Source organism: Ruegeria sp. BG3 (genome assembly GCF_056538485.1).
Genome location: NZ_JBQFTE010000002.1, coordinates 398824 through 413009 on the forward strand (window position 1 = coordinate 398824; position 14186 = coordinate 413009).

Below are 14186 nucleotides of genomic sequence, written 5' to 3' on the forward strand. Positions count from 1 at the left end.
AGCTGCACTATTGAATATGATCACTTAGCCAATCAAGAAACCGATCCCTCCCTTTTTTGGGAAAAATTGTAGATAACCTGCATCCGCAATGGATGAGATACCGACTAGTTCTGTGGCGCTATCCAGACGTTGTGAGTTGTTTGGAAAAAAGTGAGCGCGAAAAAAAGAGCCAAACTTACTTGAATTAGATTGGGAGCGGGTGGGAACGGGATCAGGTGCAGAGATTTGAGTTTTTCGTGTTGCAAGTAGTCTAGGGAGCGCTGACCGCACCATGACATGGCTGCAGTATCAAAAGTTTCGATTTAGTGGCCTGAATAGACAGTGGTCCCAGAATTTCCAACCGCGCATTAACACTCAGCCGGTTTACCAAGTAACCGCCCGCTGGACGATCGAGCAGTATAGAGAAGTTAGTCCATCCTAGCTCTCTTCGCTGACTCGCTATGAATTGATATTCGAATAACGGTTGATTTTGAGCTTTGACCAAAACTTCAGAGTTTCTGGAGTAAGTGTCAGCACCCCAACTAGACTAAACTAACTAAAATCCAATCAATCGCCGACGCAGGCACAGTACTCGCGCCTATCGTTTGGATCACTCCAGGTAGGCGGAGACACCCATTCAACAGAGCTACACTTGTCGTGCCCACCTTTAGGGGCAAGTCGGGCGCGTTCTTTATGCTATGTATCAAGCCTTGGTCGGGTAACGTGTTGCAATGATAAATGCGTCCAAATACTGGTGTCTGCTGACATCATACCCAATCGGATCAACTGTTTGATTTCGCCAGACACGCCTCAACCACGGTTTGAGCAAGCTGCTCAACGGCCTCCGTGCCGTCCAATTGCAGGACCTCGGCCCCTCTCTCTTCGACCGCATCCACGCTGAACTGGTTCAACGCCGCACGGTGCTCGAATTGGTCTGCATCTCCGAATTTAGAGGTCACCTTCTCGCGGATACTGTCACCGCTCCCGCGGCGTTCGATGCAGCGGTCAAAGGCGACCTGCGCCTCGACATGCAGATGAACGAGCAAATCCGGCAGAGGGACAAGCGGCAGGTAGGCCTCGAGCCGGGATTGATCCATCAGCAGGTTCACGCCACGCTGAAGGAAGCTTTCGTCAAACAGGCACATGCCCTCGCCCATGTTCCTAGCGTTCTGGTAGAGCGCGCCGTTGAGGGAGAACAAGAACTCATCGGCCTCGGCCCCCTCGGGCCGCATCTGCCTGCAAAAGGCGATCAGTTCGGGGTTGTCATTCGCGAACAGGATGCTGCTGTACAAAAGCCTTCGATGACCGTGGCGCTTTACATAGCGCGGCGCTCGGGGGTTCAGCATCGTCTCTAGCTCCGAGCCGTAGGGCAGCAGGATATCCACCCCCTCACGCTTGCCCGCCGCGCGCACCGCCTTTGCCAGAGTTGTCTTCCCAGAGCCAGGAAGACCTACCATCTCAACGATCATCAGGCGGCTTTTTCACACAGCACGTGATAGATGTTAGAGTTTTCCTTCTCGTCGCTTTTCACCAGACGTTTCTCGACGACCCTCAGGCCAACAGAGGCCAGCATTTCGGCGTTATCCGCAGCGGACAACCGGCTGCCAAACACCACATTCGGGTCCACCGGATCACTTTGATCGCGCGTGTTTTCGCCCAGTTGGATGATTGCATATTTCCGGGTCACCCGCGCAAACTCTGCCAGCGCTTTTTTCGCGTCACTTGCTACAATGATGTCCCGAATGAACCGGGTGCTGACAACGAGATCAAAGGCGCCGTCACCGAACTCCAGCGACATGGCAGTGCCGGTTGTGGTTGTGCATTTGGCGAAATCGTCACCCAGAATATCCTTGGCTGTCGCCAGCATCTCATGCGAGGCATCGAGACCCTGAACGGTGAAGCTCTTTTTTAGGTAGTAGGGTACAAAGCGACCCGTGCCAAAGGGCACATCCAGCACGCGCAATCCGTCCGGGAGCAGATCAAGCAAACTGGCCATTTCACGCTGCTCAACGCCCCACCATTCCTGCTTTGTACGGCGTTTTTCGTAGTTTCGGGCGGTTTTGCCGTAATAGGTGTCACCTTTTGCGCCTGTTTTCATGCTGACTTCCCTTGTTGCGACAGCGCGGTAAAGCTGCTCGTAGATTGTGTTTTTATGATTTGATGCAGATTGAAGGGCTGATCAAGAACTATTGAGCTTGTGCCGCGTTCGCCGCAGGTGAATTTCGAAGAGAATCCAAACGATCGGAAAGAACGGCGAGCGCGTCCAATCTCAATTGCGCCGCTAAGCCGCTACCGCACTTGAAAAGCTATATTTCTGCCGGCGAGTGCAATCCCCTTGCCTAACCCGTTGATCTCGTTCACACTTACATGCAGTACGTTATCCAAGAACGACATCTGAGGTTCCGAGCGTCCACGACCCATTTGACCAACCGATTTCCAACAAGGGAGGACGAGATGAAAACATTCACCCTCGGGCTGGCGCTAACCCTGCTGGCCTCAACGACTAGCGCGCAGCAAACGCTTAGCCTTGCATCACCTATGCCGGACGGGGCCGAGACCCGATTCTGCTACTACGAAGGCCTGGCCTATTCCGAGGACGCTTTTGTCCTGTTGGTCGGCGACAACACCGTCACCAACACGATATCCACAGTGCAGGAACGCCTATTGCGTTGCCATCGAGACAGTGACGGCACACTGAAGTGGAAACCGCAGAGTACGTTTTCGACCAATAATTAGGTAGTGTTTCGCAGCGTTGCCTCCCGCTTTTGGCGACATAATCCGTTGCCGAATTCCTGTCACAAACCACCCCTTTTTTTTGGGGGCGAGGCCGAGAACTTGTCTTTTTCACACCATCTGAATACGCGCCCACGTAAACCTTTTTTAATGCCTCATTTGAGATCAATTTCTTGAGACAGGTACGGGGTCTTCAATTCATATTTCTGCCGCCCCAAAGAGCCTAGGAAAGACCGGTTTGAACCCTCTATGATTGTATGGAATAGAACCACTACGCATCCCAACGAACGGAAAGACCCATCAATGCCTCCGATCCTCTTTCTGATCTTCAACCGTCCCGACAAAACTAGGGCCGTGTTTGAGACGATCCGGCAGGCACGACCAGCACGACTTTACATTGCAGCTGACGGACCTCGGTCCAACAGTGAAGCCGCAATCTGCGACAAGACACGCTCTATTCTGAATGAGGTTAATTGGCCCTGTGAGGTGCAGACCCTGTTTCGAGAACAAAATCTTGGGTGCGGGCGCGCCGTTTCAGGCGCCATCACATGGTTTTTTGAACATGAGCCCGAAGGGATAATTCTGGAAGATGACATTCTGGTCGATCCTGATTTCTTCGAGTTTGCCGCCGAAATGCTGGAGCGCTACCGAGACGATCCGCGCGTGACCTCCATTTCTGCTTATAATAGATTGAACGATGACATGCCTTCGGGGGACAGCTACTTTTTCTCGGCCTTCTGGGGCGCTTGGGGCTGGGCAACTTGGCGACGTGCATGGGCCCGCTACGATTTTGGCCTATCGGATCTGGGCACGCCAGCCTCCATCGAAGCGATTTCACACATGTGCCCAACCCCCGGGGGTTTGCAGCATTGGATGGCGGTTTATTCCAATGTGAAAGACGGCAAGATCGATACCTGGGATTACCAGTGGCAGTTTGCCCAATGGATGAACTCGGGTCTTACGGTCATCCCCGGAAATAACATGGTGCAGAATATCGGCTTTGACGGGTCGGCGACTCATACGACCAACCCTGACGCCAAAGAGGCGTCTTTGTGTGCTCAACCCTTGCCTCGGCCTTTAGTGCATCCTGCCGATGTGATACGCAGTGCTGAGATGGATGACCATGCGGCCCGCAATATCCTGAAGATCAAACCAATTCGTTTCACAAAACGATTCAAGAAATGGCTGCGCGGCGACGCGCTTGCGTGGAAATAGAGAGAGGGACCCGATTTGGCTCGCCTATATGACAGTAGAAAACGTGTTCTGGTAACTGGTGGCGCGGGTTTTCTGGGATCGCATCTGTGCGACCGGCTTTTGGATCAAGGGCATGAAGTCTTATGCGTCGACAACCTGTTTACGGGAACAAAACGCAACATTGATCACTTGCACAACAATCCTCGTTTCGAGTTTTTGCGCCACGATGTGACATTTCCTCTCTTTGTTGAAGTGGACGAAATCTACAATCTGGCCTGCCCTGCCTCACCCGTTCACTACCAGCACGATCCGGTACAGACGACAAAGACTAGCGTACACGGCGCGATCAACATGCTGGGGCTGGCGAAACGGCTGAAATGCAAAGTCTTTCAGGCCTCTACGTCCGAAGTGTACGGAGACCCCTCGGTCCATCCCCAAACCGAAGACTATTGGGGCAACGTCAACCCGATCGGCCCGCGGTCTTGCTATGACGAAGGCAAACGCTGCGCCGAGACATTGTTTTTCGACTACCATCGCCAGATGGGTCTTGAGATCAAAGTGGCTCGGATTTTCAATACCTATGGGCCCAGAATGCATCCCGCCGACGGACGCGTCGTGTCGAACTTTGTCATGCAAGCGTTGACCGGTGCGCCAATCACGGTGTTTGGAGACGGCACACAAACGCGGTCGTTTTGCTATGTCGACGATCTGATCGAGGGCTTCTTGCGCCTGATGGACACGGACAAAGACGTCACCGGCCCTGTGAATCTTGGAAACCCCAACGAGTTCTCGATGAATGAGCTGGCCAACGAAGTCTGTGCGCAGGTGGGGTCGGACACACAGATAATCTTCAAGGACCTGCCGCAGGACGATCCCAAGCAACGACAACCCGATATCTCGCAGGCGCGTAAGCTGCTGGATTGGGAACCCAAAGTGCAGCTAAAAGAAGGATTGGGGGCGACGATCCGGTACTTCCGTGAATTGCAGTCCGAAACACAGTGAGGCCTACGGGTACACCACCCTCAGGTCCGCGCATTCAAGAGACCTAGACGGGCGCTGAAGTCAGACCGACCCGCATAGCTAGCGTCCGACAAGGTTTGATCGATCCGAGCCTCCAGCGCCTACCCCAGCTTCTGGTCCAGCCAGTCCGCGATCTGCGCGGCTGGTCCCTCCCACCCCGGCTCCATGAACAGGAAATGCGCGTGGTTTTCGGCGGGTATGAAAGTCGCACGGTCTCCGTAGAGGTCCGCTAAGGCACGGCAGGTGTTGGGGTTCACGGCCCGGTCCTCGGTCCCGGACACGATCAGCACTGGGCAATCGACCTTGTCGATATCCACCTTCATCGCGTGGTTGTCGTCGAACATCCAGAAGAACATTTCGAACATCACCCGCCCGCTTTCCGGGCCAAGCCGATCGAAGACCGCGTGCTGTTGCGCCTCGGGCAGCTTGTTCAGCGCGAACGGGGCCATGAGGTCGAATTCGACCCGCATGGGCTGCTTCCAGAAGGCCCCACCCTCCATCAACGCACGCGGCACGGCGCGTTCATCGTCGGTCGCGGGCAGAGTGCCCCAGGCGGCGTTGGGGTTGATCAGAACGATTGCGCTGGCCAGGCCACGCGCGGCGACCTGTTGCGCCACGACACCGGCTATAGCGTGGCCCAGCAGCACGGGTTTGCTGTCGAGCCCTTCAACCAACGCAGCGATATCATCCGCATAGTCCATGACGCTGGTATCGGTCAGACCCGGGTCCGGCTCGGCCTTTGGGTCCGCATCGTGATACCGCAGCGCCGGGGTGTGGACCGTCCAACCTCGGTCACGGTAGAAATCGGCGTAGCCCTCCATACACCAAGGGCCAGCAAACGCGCCGTGGATCAAGACAATATGCTTCGACATCAAAACCTCCCACCTCTTTCCGCCCAGTATGATCATCCTGAAAGACGAAACAACAGCGCGTGATCGCTGTTGCGTGGGGGGGCGGACCACTTAAACTTGTCTCATGACTTTTGTGACCGAAAACCAATTGCCTCTGCTGATCCTATTCTTCCTGATCGGATCGGTTGGAACGGGCTTTCTTTTTCGCAAACCAGCCGGGCACAGGGCGTGGAAGCTGGCCGATTTGGTTTGGGTGGTCCTCGGCGGGATCGGCGCTCTGGTAGCCGTTCTGGCGGGGCTTTATACATCCGACAGCTCGCGGCTGGATCGGCAGATAGACGTGGCATACGCGGCGTCCTCGGCCTTTGACCGCGATGCGGCGCGGTTCCGGTTGCGGTTTTGCGACCCGGCCTATGACCCCGACACCGGCGTCTTGTGCGAAAAGGTTGAGTTTCTGTCGGCCTCAACCGCCAGCAATACCGATCTGCCTCTTTTCATCGCGGTCACAAACGAGGTCGCCCCCCTGCAGGGTTTGCACTTCCTGTTCGGCCGGCAAGACAAGGACGAGATGGAGGAAATGGCCGCCAAAGCCGATGCCTTCGATATTGAACAGTTTCTGGTCTTCACCTCGCTGGATGAAGAAACCCAAACCGCCATCGACAATATGCGCCGCAAAGTCCCCGCGATTGCTGGGGACTATTTGATCCTCGCCCAAAGCTACGACGAATTGATCGAGCAGGTCAGCAAGCTGAAAGATGAATGGGAGTATCTGCAGGCCAACGCCCACATTCTTGTTCTACAGATCGTGGCGCTGTGCCTCGTCAGCTTTGCCGCGCCCTTCCGGTTGGGGAAATCCATTGTCGAGCTGCGCACAACGCTGCATCCCGACGCGCCGCAGGAGGTGGCCGAAACAGCGCCTGACAGCCCAAGAAAACCGCAGACAGACAGCTAGTTCGGGCGTTGCAAAGCGCCGAAACCCACTGGTCTTGACCGCAAAACTCCCTATATCTCGGGGCCGACGCAGATGATAAGGACCACGCCATGCCAACCCGTCGCATATTGCGCCTGACCGGCTCGGATACCGAGAGCTTTTTGCAGGACCTGATCACCAATGACATCAGCGGGCTGGATGCAGGGCTGGTCTATGCGGCTTTATTGACGCCGCAGGGCAAATATCTGGCCGATTTCTTCCTAAAACGCGACGGCAACGCCGTGTTGCTGGACGTGGCCGAGTCGTTGGCGGATGGCCTGATCAAACGGTTGAGCATGTACAAACTGCGGGCGGATGTGGCGATCGAGGCCTCGGACCTGAATCTGCATCGTGGTACAGGGCCCGCGCCAGAGGGCGCATTGCCTGACCCGCGTCATCCTGACTTGGGCTGGCGGGCCTATATCGCGTCGACGGAAAGCGATGATGGGACCGATTGGGACGCAATCCGCGTGCGCCATTGCATCCCTGAAACCGGAATCGAATTGCACCCGGACAGCTATATCCTCGAATCCCGGTTCGAACCGCTGCAAGGCGTCGACTTTAAAAAGGGCTGCTATGTCGGTCAGGAAGTGACTGCGCGCATGAAACACAAGACCGAATTGCGCAAAGGTCTGTGTCGCGTCGCCATCGACGGGGCAGCACCTGTGGGCAGCGCGATTGAGGCTAATGGCAAGCCGGTGGGCACCTTGTTCACGCAATCGGGCGGCCACGCCATCGCCTATCTGCGCTTTGATCGGGCAACCGGTGACATGCAGGCCGACGCGGCTACGATCCGTCTGATCGACTGATTTTTGTTGCCCAATCGGCACGTGACCAAAGCGGTCTCAACGCTGACCCTTTGAACCCCGGTCTCTGGCCTGCCACAGTGCGGCTATTCGAAAGAACCGGATACCCGCATGCTCAGACTTTATTCCGCAATCTGGCGCGCAAGCGCCGGGCGTCAGATCCTACTGATCCTACTCTCGGTGGCCGTGGCCGCTCTGGCCGCTGTTCCGCTGGAGTTTCAACGCGACATCATCAACCACCTGACCTCGCTCGATGTTGGGGCGGAACGCATTGTCTTTCTGGGCCTCGGCATGATGGGGGTGATCCTGCTGAGCCTCGCGTTGAAATGGGTTCTGGGCTTCCGCGCCGGTACGTTGGGTGAGGACATGATCCGCCTGATCCGCCAACGCCTGCTTTGGCGATCCTCAGACATCAACGAAACCGGCGAGAGCGTGCGCAAAGGCACCATGACCACCGCAATCTCGGCCGAGGCGGAGGAGTTGGGCAAATTCGCAGGCGGCGCATTCTCGGACCCGGTGGTCCAGATCGGTACGTTGATCAGTGTGATTGGTTACATCTCATCCACGCAACCCGGGCTGGGTCTGATCGCCTTTTCTATGATCGTTCCGCAGATCATCATCGTTCTGGTCTCGCAGCGCAAAGTGAATGTCTTCGTGGCCGAGCGCGTCCGCATCCTGCGCAGTGCGACAGATCAACTAACAACCGAGGATCTTGAAGCGGTCGAGCAGGATATCAACGCCCTGTTCGACGACATCTATGAAACCCGCAAACGAATGTTTCTGTGGAAGCTTTCGGCCAAGTTCCTGCTGAGCGTGATCAACGGCGCGGGAACGGTCGGCATTTTGATGCTAGGCGGCTGGCTGGTGCTTGAAGGCAAAACCGATGTGGGGACGGTTGTGGCCGCCACCAGTGGCCTCGGCCGCATTCAGGGACCCACGGCCTTCCTGATCGCCTTCTACCGGCAAGTCAGCGCCAACCGGATCAAATATGAACTGATGCTAGAGCTGTTTGGCTCCGACCCGACACGCTATCGCCACCGCGCATAAAAAAGACCGCGCAGCTGCAGGCTGACGCGGTCTCTTCCAATATACACATAGGCGGCTATTAGGCGCGCTCGGAATATTCCATGGTTTCGGTGTTCACCACGATCATCTCGTCCTGACCGATGAACGGAGGCACCATGACCTTCACGCCATTGTCCAGAACCGCCGGTTTGAACGAGTTCGCAGCCGTCTGACCTTTGACCACCGGTTCGGTCTCAACGATCTGGCAGGTGACCTTTTGTGGCAGCGAGGCGTTCAGCGCCTCGGATTCGTAGAACTCGACCACGATGGTCATGCCATCCTGCAGAAACGGGCGACGCTCGCCCAGCAGGTCGGCAGGCAGTTCGATCTGTTCATAGGTCTCGGCATCCATGAACACCAGCATGCCGTCGGATTCGTACAGGAACTGCTGATCCTTCTGTTCCAGCCGCACACGCTCGACCTTGTCCGCCGACCGGAACCGCTCGTTCAATTTAGACCCGTTGCGCAGGTTGCGCAGTTCGACCTGTGCAAAAGCGCCGCCTTTACCGGGCTTTACATGGTCTACTTTTACAGCCGCCCACAGCCCGTCATTATGCTCAAGCACGTTGCCGGGGCGAATTTCGTTCCCATTGATCTTGGGCATGACATAATTCCTTCACAAACGGTTGATGCGTCAGTTGTCGTCCCTATATCTGGCAGGACCATCCCTGACAAGACAACGACACCTAGTGCTGCACATGCAGCAAGCCATGCAAATGACGCAACGCAACTATGCATTTTAGCTGTATCCGAATCGGAGCTAATAGGTCATAAGGACCGTCACGCCGAAAATGCAAGAGCAAGAACAACAAGGAAGACGAGATGAGAGATTTCGTTGACGGCACTGCCTTTAACAATGAGCAAGGCAATCGTGCGCGTAAACTTTTCGCGGCTGTTGTGCTGGCCGCACTGGATGATGCCATCGCCGATGACAAAAAATACGGCAATGGCCCCGAACAAATCGCCCGCTGGGCCCGCTCGCGCGATGGTCGCGAGGTGCTGTCCTGCGCGGGTATCGACCCGAACGAGCGGGTTGTCAGCGGACTGATGGACTTCGTTGGCCGCGGTGTGCGGACTTCCGTCGCCCTGTCGCGCGAAGAAAGCGAGCGTCGCAACGCCGCCCAACAAGCCGAAGCCGCCTGATCCCAGGCGATTTCACTACGAAAAAGCGCGCCTCCAGACTTTGGGGCGCGTTTTTCTTTGGCTCTGCCTAGAAAAACAGAACCCACTGCCGCGCGACCCAGATCTCGGCCGCCAGCAGCAGCGCGAAGAAGAGCTTTGCGGATACCGACAGCCCCCTGCTCCAAAGCACGACATAAGAACCGACGCAGAGCACGATTGACACCGGCATGACCCAAATCGAGTGGTGCGACGTGTCCCAATAACTGACCGGGCTGTGAAAGACCCAATCGCTCAGCGGCCAGAACTGAGGGCGCCCGTCCCCCGCATGCAGCCCGAAATCCATCAGCAAATGCAATAAACCCGCCGACGCGGCCACCGTCAGGACGCGCCATCCCCGCCAGAGCCCCAGCGCCAGCGCCAGCCCCCACAGGATGAACGAGTTGTCGATGGCGAAAACCGTCTGCCATTGCGGTGAAAAATACAACTCGTCGAACACCACATGGGGCGGGATGTTCAGAATATGCAGCGATACCCCCGCCATCAGGTAGAGCGACAGGTCCGGCAGCAGCGATCCCAGCACAGCCGCCCAGAGTATGCGCCCGCGTGCAGGCCGCGCAAAGGCGGCTGCACCGATCAAAAGATGCGCAGGCGTATTCATCTGGGGCTTTCCCTTTGGTGTCAAATCAGGTCATTTGCCCCCAACGTATAGGAGACGCCCATGGTTCGCGCCATCATGATTCAAGGCACCGGCAGCAATGTCGGCAAATCGGTTCTGGTTGCCGGGTTGGCGCGGGCGTTCACGCGGCGCGGTCTGAAGGTCGCTCCGTTCAAACCCCAGAACATGTCGAACAACGCGGCTGTGACAGAAAACGGAGGCGAAATCGGACGCGCACAGGCCCTGCAAGCGCGCGCAGCCAAACGCCCGACTCATACGGATATGAACCCGATCCTGCTCAAGCCCGAAACCGACACCGGAGCGCAGATCATCGTGCAAGGTCAGCGTGCCGGCACCATGAAGGCGGGCGACTATCGCAAGGACAAATCCAAACTGCTGGGGGCCGCGCTTGAAAGCTTTGACCGGCTGTGCGGCGACGCTGATCTGGTCTTGATCGAGGGCGCGGGCAGCCCGGCTGAGACCAACCTGCGCAAAGGTGATATCGCCAATATGGGTTTCGCCTGTGCCTCCGGAGTTCCAGTGGTGCTGGTGGGCGACATCCATCGGGGCGGCGTTATTGCGCAGATCGTTGGCACTCAGGCCGTGCTGGACGAGGGCGATCTGGCGATGATCCGTGGCTTTGCCGTCAACCGCTTCAAAGGCGATGTATCTCTGTTTGATGAAGGGCGCGATGATATCGCCGCGCGGACCGGCTGGCCTTGTCTGGGTGTTGTGCCCTGGTTCCACGACGCTTGGAAACTACCCGCCGAGGATATGATGGACATCCGCTCTCATACCGGTGGGGCCTGCAAGGTTGTGGTGCCCCAACTGGAGCGCATGGCTAATTTCGACGATCTGGACCCTCTGTCGGCTGAGCCCGGCGTCAGTGTCGAGATCATTCCCGCAGGCCATCCTCTGCCCGGTGATGCCGATCTGGTGCTGTTGCCCGGCAGCAAATCGACCATCGGTGATCTGACCTATTTCCGGAAGCAGGGCTGGGATATCGACCTATACGCGCATGTACGCCGTGGTGGTCACGTGCTGGGCCTTTGCGGTGGGTATCAGATGCTGGGGAAAACGATCTCAGACCCCGAAGGCGTGGATGGCCGCACCGGCACGGTTGAGGGCCTCGGGCTGCTGGACGTTGACACGGTCATGGCGGGCAAGAAACACGTGACTCTGACCGAGGCCTGCGCCCTACCCAATCGCGAACCCGTCAGCGGCTACGAGATTCACATGGGCCGCACCGAAGGGCCCGATTGCGCACGTGCCTGGCTTGAGGTGCAAGGACGCCCTGAAGGAGCAGCCAGTGCCAATGGGCGCATTCTGGGCAGCTATCTGCATGGGATTTTCTCATCCGATGCCTTCCGCGCGCAATACCTATCGCGTTTGGGTGTCACATCCGAGAACGCCTATGAAGACGGAGTCGAACAGGCGCTGGATGATCTGGCAGACCATCTTGAACAGCATATGGATCTGGATCTACTGCTGGAGCTTGCTCAGACGCCGCAACGGGCCTGAGCTTCTATTCCAGCTCTTTGGCGGTCAGCGCGCGGTGAATCTCACGCCGAACCATCTTGCGGACATTGCGGGTGATGCGTTCCCCTAACGCGCCCTGAAGCTCGGACCGGACAACCTCGGCGATCATCTCACGCAGAGCTTCTTCCTCGGACGCTGACAACCCGATCTCGTCCTCGATCGTTTCCTCAGACGCGTCGTCTTCCACTGGGTCTGCTTTAGGAGTGTCCCCATGCCGAACGAATGTCGCCGGTTCTTCTGTCGCAGCATCCGCCTCGCCTGAGGGCGCATCCACATCCTCGGCATCCTCTTCTTCAAAGGTGGGCGCAGGTATCCAGTGAAGCGCCTTCGAGGGCGTGCCGGAATACGCGTCGTCGCTGTCTCCGTCCGGCTCCCATTGGTCCTCGGTTCGCGCGATGGCGGCCTCAAGGGCTTCAATCTTGGCACTCAGGCTGCCAGATAGGTTTTCCGACGTGGTCTCGTCACCGACCTCCTCAGCACCATCGTGATTGGCTGCTTCGCCCGGCTGAACAATATCGCAGGCCCGCAGGAGCATCGGCTTTGCCGAATCCTCGGGACTGTATTTGGGTTCCAGTTTTAGGGGTTCGGATTTTGGCGCGTCACCAACGCGCAGCGCGTCCGTCAAGACCAATCGGCCCGGCTTGCGTGGAGCGGTCGCAGTATCGGCATCCGACACTTTGCGACCGTCTTCGCTCACCAGTCGTTTTACCGACGACAGTACATCCTCGATACCTGAGGTCATGACGCTATCCGACATTGTTCTCTACCGCTCTATTCTTGAGACCAAGTGTAGCCAAACACGTCGGGCGTCACAACCAGTAGTATAGATCAGTCCCGCCGCAACGCTTTGAGAACGCGATCTAGATCCTTGCTTTGCTTGCTGACCTGCGCCGGAGCCTTTTTGACCAGGTTGTAATACAGCGTCGGGTCATAGATCTGCACCGCAAGCCCCAGACGTTCAGCCGTTAGAAGACCTTGCGCCTGCAGCAGCTGGTATGCTGCCAAAGACCGTTCGGTGCGCGAGGCGACCTCGGCCAATTGCGCATCCAGAAGATCCTGCTGAGCGGTCAGCACGTCCAGCGTGGTCCGCGCGCCCAGCGTTGCCTCTTCGCGAATCCCGTCAAAGGCCACTTGCGAGGCGCGAACCCGCTCGGTCGAGGCCGTCAGGCTGGCCGTGGCCGTCTGAAACCGCACAAAGGCGTCTGTCACGCCCTGAGTGATGTTCTTCTGCACATTCAGCAGATTGGCCCGCGAAGAGTCCCGGGTTGCCATCGCGCGACGCACGTTGGCCGCAAGACGACCACCCGCATAGATCGGCTGGTTGAAGTTCAGCGAAACAGTGGCGTCGTTGATGTAATCATCATTGTCATATCGCTGCGTCACACCCGCATCCGCGTTCAGGCTGACATTGGGCCCTAGGTTGGCGCGTTGTTGCTGCACGATCAAATCCAGTGCCCGCACCTGGTGCTGGGCCGATAGAATCGCCGGGTGATTACGCTGCGCGAGGCTGATTGCCTCGGATTGCGAGCGTGGGAGATTCGGAAGCCCCGGCTGCCCAGCCGTACGCCCTGGCAGTTTGCCGACCGCATTAACATACTCGGCCTGAGCGGTGCTGAGATCCCCTCTGGCATCCGCAAGATCCGCGCGTGAACTGGCCAGCTGCGCCTCGGAAAGAGCCACGTCGGTACGCGTGACTTCACCCACTTCGAAGCGGTCGTTCGAGGCCCGAAGTTCCTCGCTCGACAGATCGACGTTGTTTTGCCGAATCTGAACTGTTTCTTCTTGCAGCAGGACGCTCAGATACGCGGTTGCGGCCCGGAAAAGAACTTGCTGCTCGATATCGATCAGCGACTGGCGCGTCGACAGAACCGTTTCCTGTGCCGACTGCTTGCCCAGCACCGATGCCCCGCCATCATACAAAAGCTGGCTGAGCGTCAGACCCGAGAAGAATCGCGACGGGTCGGTGCTTGTTCTGACGGAGTCAGTTCTTGTTCTCGTGTAATCCTGACTGACCTGAACCGTCCAGTTGATGATCGGGCGCAGCGCGGAAAGTGCAATTGCTACGTCTTCATCCGCTGCCCGCAACAGGGCTCGGTTCTGTTCCAGCAGACCGCTGGTGTTATACGCTCCGATGAACGCATCTGTCAGATTGTCAGCCCAGACGGCCCGTCCGGGAACAGTACTCAGGGCAATGGCCGCAGTCACTGCAAGCGCTTTGACCAGCTTTCCCGCTGTCTTTCCACGCATACCAA

At 57.3% G+C, this 14186-nt stretch carries 15 protein-coding genes; 8 read left to right on the plus strand and 7 right to left on the minus strand.

Annotation, left to right across the window (positions count from 1 at the left end):
• Positions 1 to 761 precede the first annotated feature (761 nt).
• Positions 762 to 1448, minus strand: coding sequence for a hypothetical protein (locus ACR0AI_RS05605; RefSeq protein ID WP_480672236.1), 687 nt, complete (start codon positions 1446 to 1448; stop codon positions 762 to 764).
• Positions 1448 to 2077, minus strand: coding sequence for a class I SAM-dependent methyltransferase (locus ACR0AI_RS05610; RefSeq protein ID WP_480672238.1), 630 nt, complete (start codon positions 2075 to 2077; stop codon positions 1448 to 1450). The genes ACR0AI_RS05605 and ACR0AI_RS05610 overlap by 1 nt, the downstream gene beginning before the upstream one ends.
• Before the next feature lie 356 nt (positions 2078 to 2433).
• Here ACR0AI_RS05610 and ACR0AI_RS05615 point away from each other — a divergent pair, with 356 nt between their 5' ends.
• The 3 genes from ACR0AI_RS05615 to ACR0AI_RS05625 all read left to right on the plus strand — a co-directional run bounded on the left by ACR0AI_RS05615 (position 2434) and on the right by ACR0AI_RS05625 (position 4908).
• Positions 2434 to 2715, plus strand: a complete 282-nt coding sequence (locus tag ACR0AI_RS05615; RefSeq protein ID WP_480672240.1) for a DUF1496 domain-containing protein — start codon at positions 2434 to 2436, stop codon at positions 2713 to 2715.
• A 300-nt stretch (positions 2716 to 3015) separates the two neighbouring features.
• On the plus strand, positions 3016 to 3927 hold the full coding sequence (locus tag ACR0AI_RS05620; protein WP_480672242.1) for a glycosyltransferase family 2 protein: 912 nt from the start codon (positions 3016 to 3018) through the stop codon (positions 3925 to 3927).
• Positions 3928 to 3942: 15 nt separating this feature from the next.
• Positions 3943 to 4908, plus strand: coding sequence for a UDP-glucuronic acid decarboxylase family protein (locus ACR0AI_RS05625; protein WP_480672244.1), 966 nt, complete (start codon positions 3943 to 3945; stop codon positions 4906 to 4908).
• A gap of 119 nt (positions 4909 to 5027) precedes the next feature.
• Here the strand turns inward: ACR0AI_RS05625 and ACR0AI_RS05630 are convergent, their stop codons facing one another.
• Positions 5028 to 5798 carry an alpha/beta hydrolase gene (locus ACR0AI_RS05630; protein ID WP_480672246.1) on the minus strand — a complete coding sequence of 257 codons (771 nt, stop codon included), beginning with the start codon at positions 5796 to 5798 and terminating at the stop codon, positions 5028 to 5030.
• Between the two features lie 103 nt (positions 5799 to 5901).
• Here ACR0AI_RS05630 and ACR0AI_RS05635 point away from each other — a divergent pair, with 103 nt between their 5' ends.
• The 3 genes from ACR0AI_RS05635 (at position 5902) to ACR0AI_RS05645 (ending at position 8600) form a co-directional block, all read left to right on the plus strand.
• Entirely contained in the window at positions 5902 to 6729 is an 828-nt protein-coding gene (locus ACR0AI_RS05635) for a hypothetical protein (RefSeq protein ID WP_480672248.1), read from the plus strand.
• A gap of 89 nt (positions 6730 to 6818) precedes the next feature.
• On the plus strand, positions 6819 to 7556 hold the full coding sequence (gene ygfZ, locus ACR0AI_RS05640; RefSeq protein WP_480672250.1) for a CAF17-like 4Fe-4S cluster assembly/insertion protein YgfZ: 738 nt from the start codon (positions 6819 to 6821) through the stop codon (positions 7554 to 7556).
• Positions 7557 to 7664: 108 nt separating this feature from the next.
• Positions 7665 to 8600: an ABC transporter transmembrane domain-containing protein gene (locus ACR0AI_RS05645; RefSeq protein WP_480672252.1), complete on the plus strand. Its 936-nt coding sequence runs from the start codon at positions 7665 to 7667 to the stop codon at positions 8598 to 8600.
• Between the two features lie 58 nt (positions 8601 to 8658).
• Here the strand turns inward: ACR0AI_RS05645 and efp are convergent, their stop codons facing one another.
• Positions 8659 to 9222: an elongation factor P gene (efp, locus tag ACR0AI_RS05650; protein WP_170374158.1), complete on the minus strand. Its 564-nt coding sequence runs from the start codon at positions 9220 to 9222 to the stop codon at positions 8659 to 8661.
• Between the two features lie 218 nt (positions 9223 to 9440).
• On the opposite strand from efp, the gene ACR0AI_RS05655 reads away from it, so the two are divergent.
• On the plus strand, positions 9441 to 9761 hold the full coding sequence (locus tag ACR0AI_RS05655) for a DUF6280 family protein (protein ID WP_108785849.1): 321 nt from the start codon (positions 9441 to 9443) through the stop codon (positions 9759 to 9761).
• A 67-nt stretch (positions 9762 to 9828) separates the two neighbouring features.
• On the opposite strand, the gene ACR0AI_RS05660 is transcribed toward ACR0AI_RS05655, so the two are convergent.
• Positions 9829 to 10398 carry a cobalamin biosynthesis protein CobQ gene (locus ACR0AI_RS05660; protein WP_480672254.1) on the minus strand — a complete coding sequence of 190 codons (570 nt, stop codon included), beginning with the start codon at positions 10396 to 10398 and terminating at the stop codon, positions 9829 to 9831.
• A gap of 60 nt (positions 10399 to 10458) precedes the next feature.
• Here ACR0AI_RS05660 and ACR0AI_RS05665 point away from each other — a divergent pair, with 60 nt between their 5' ends.
• Complete coding sequence (locus tag ACR0AI_RS05665) at positions 10459 to 11916, plus strand: cobyric acid synthase (RefSeq protein WP_480672256.1); 1458 nt, start codon at positions 10459 to 10461, stop codon at positions 11914 to 11916.
• 4 nt (positions 11917 to 11920) lie between these two features.
• Here the strand turns inward: ACR0AI_RS05665 and ACR0AI_RS05670 are convergent, their stop codons facing one another.
• Both ACR0AI_RS05670 and ACR0AI_RS05675 read right to left on the minus strand, forming a co-directional pair.
• The gene (locus ACR0AI_RS05670; RefSeq protein WP_480672258.1) at positions 11921 to 12676 is read right to left on the minus strand and encodes a hypothetical protein; all 756 of its coding nucleotides are present in this window, start codon (positions 12674 to 12676) and stop codon (positions 11921 to 11923) included.
• Positions 12677 to 12762: 86 nt separating this feature from the next.
• Positions 12763 to 14181: a TolC family outer membrane protein gene (locus ACR0AI_RS05675; protein WP_170465821.1), complete on the minus strand. Its 1419-nt coding sequence runs from the start codon at positions 14179 to 14181 to the stop codon at positions 12763 to 12765.
• Positions 14182 to 14186 lie beyond the last annotated feature (5 nt).

Coding starts and splice junctions, on each gene's coding strand:
- ACR0AI_RS05605 (WP_480672236.1), bottom strand. CDS start 1,448: ATGATCGTTGAGATGGTAGGTCTTCCTGGCTCTGGGAAGACAACTCTG.
- ACR0AI_RS05610 (WP_480672238.1), bottom strand. CDS start 2,077: ATGAAAACAGGCGCAAAAGGTGACACCTATTACGGCAAAACCGCCCGA.
- ACR0AI_RS05615 (WP_480672240.1), top strand. CDS start 2,434: ATGAAAACATTCACCCTCGGGCTGGCGCTAACCCTGCTGGCCTCAACG.
- ACR0AI_RS05620 (WP_480672242.1), top strand. CDS start 3,016: ATGCCTCCGATCCTCTTTCTGATCTTCAACCGTCCCGACAAAACTAGG.
- ACR0AI_RS05630 (WP_480672246.1), bottom strand. CDS start 5,798: ATGTCGAAGCATATTGTCTTGATCCACGGCGCGTTTGCTGGCCCTTGG.
- ACR0AI_RS05635 (WP_480672248.1), top strand. CDS start 5,902: ATGACTTTTGTGACCGAAAACCAATTGCCTCTGCTGATCCTATTCTTC.
- ygfZ (WP_480672250.1), top strand. CDS start 6,819: ATGCCAACCCGTCGCATATTGCGCCTGACCGGCTCGGATACCGAGAGC.
- ACR0AI_RS05645 (WP_480672252.1), top strand. CDS start 7,665: ATGCTCAGACTTTATTCCGCAATCTGGCGCGCAAGCGCCGGGCGTCAG.
- efp (WP_170374158.1), bottom strand. CDS start 9,222: ATGCCCAAGATCAATGGGAACGAAATTCGCCCCGGCAACGTGCTTGAG.
- ACR0AI_RS05655 (WP_108785849.1), top strand. CDS start 9,441: ATGAGAGATTTCGTTGACGGCACTGCCTTTAACAATGAGCAAGGCAAT.
- ACR0AI_RS05660 (WP_480672254.1), bottom strand. CDS start 10,398: ATGAATACGCCTGCGCATCTTTTGATCGGTGCAGCCGCCTTTGCGCGG.
- ACR0AI_RS05665 (WP_480672256.1), top strand. CDS start 10,459: ATGGTTCGCGCCATCATGATTCAAGGCACCGGCAGCAATGTCGGCAAA.
- ACR0AI_RS05670 (WP_480672258.1), bottom strand. CDS start 12,676: ATGACCTCAGGTATCGAGGATGTACTGTCGTCGGTAAAACGACTGGTG.
- ACR0AI_RS05675 (WP_170465821.1), bottom strand. CDS start 14,181: ATGCGTGGAAAGACAGCGGGAAAGCTGGTCAAAGCGCTTGCAGTGACT.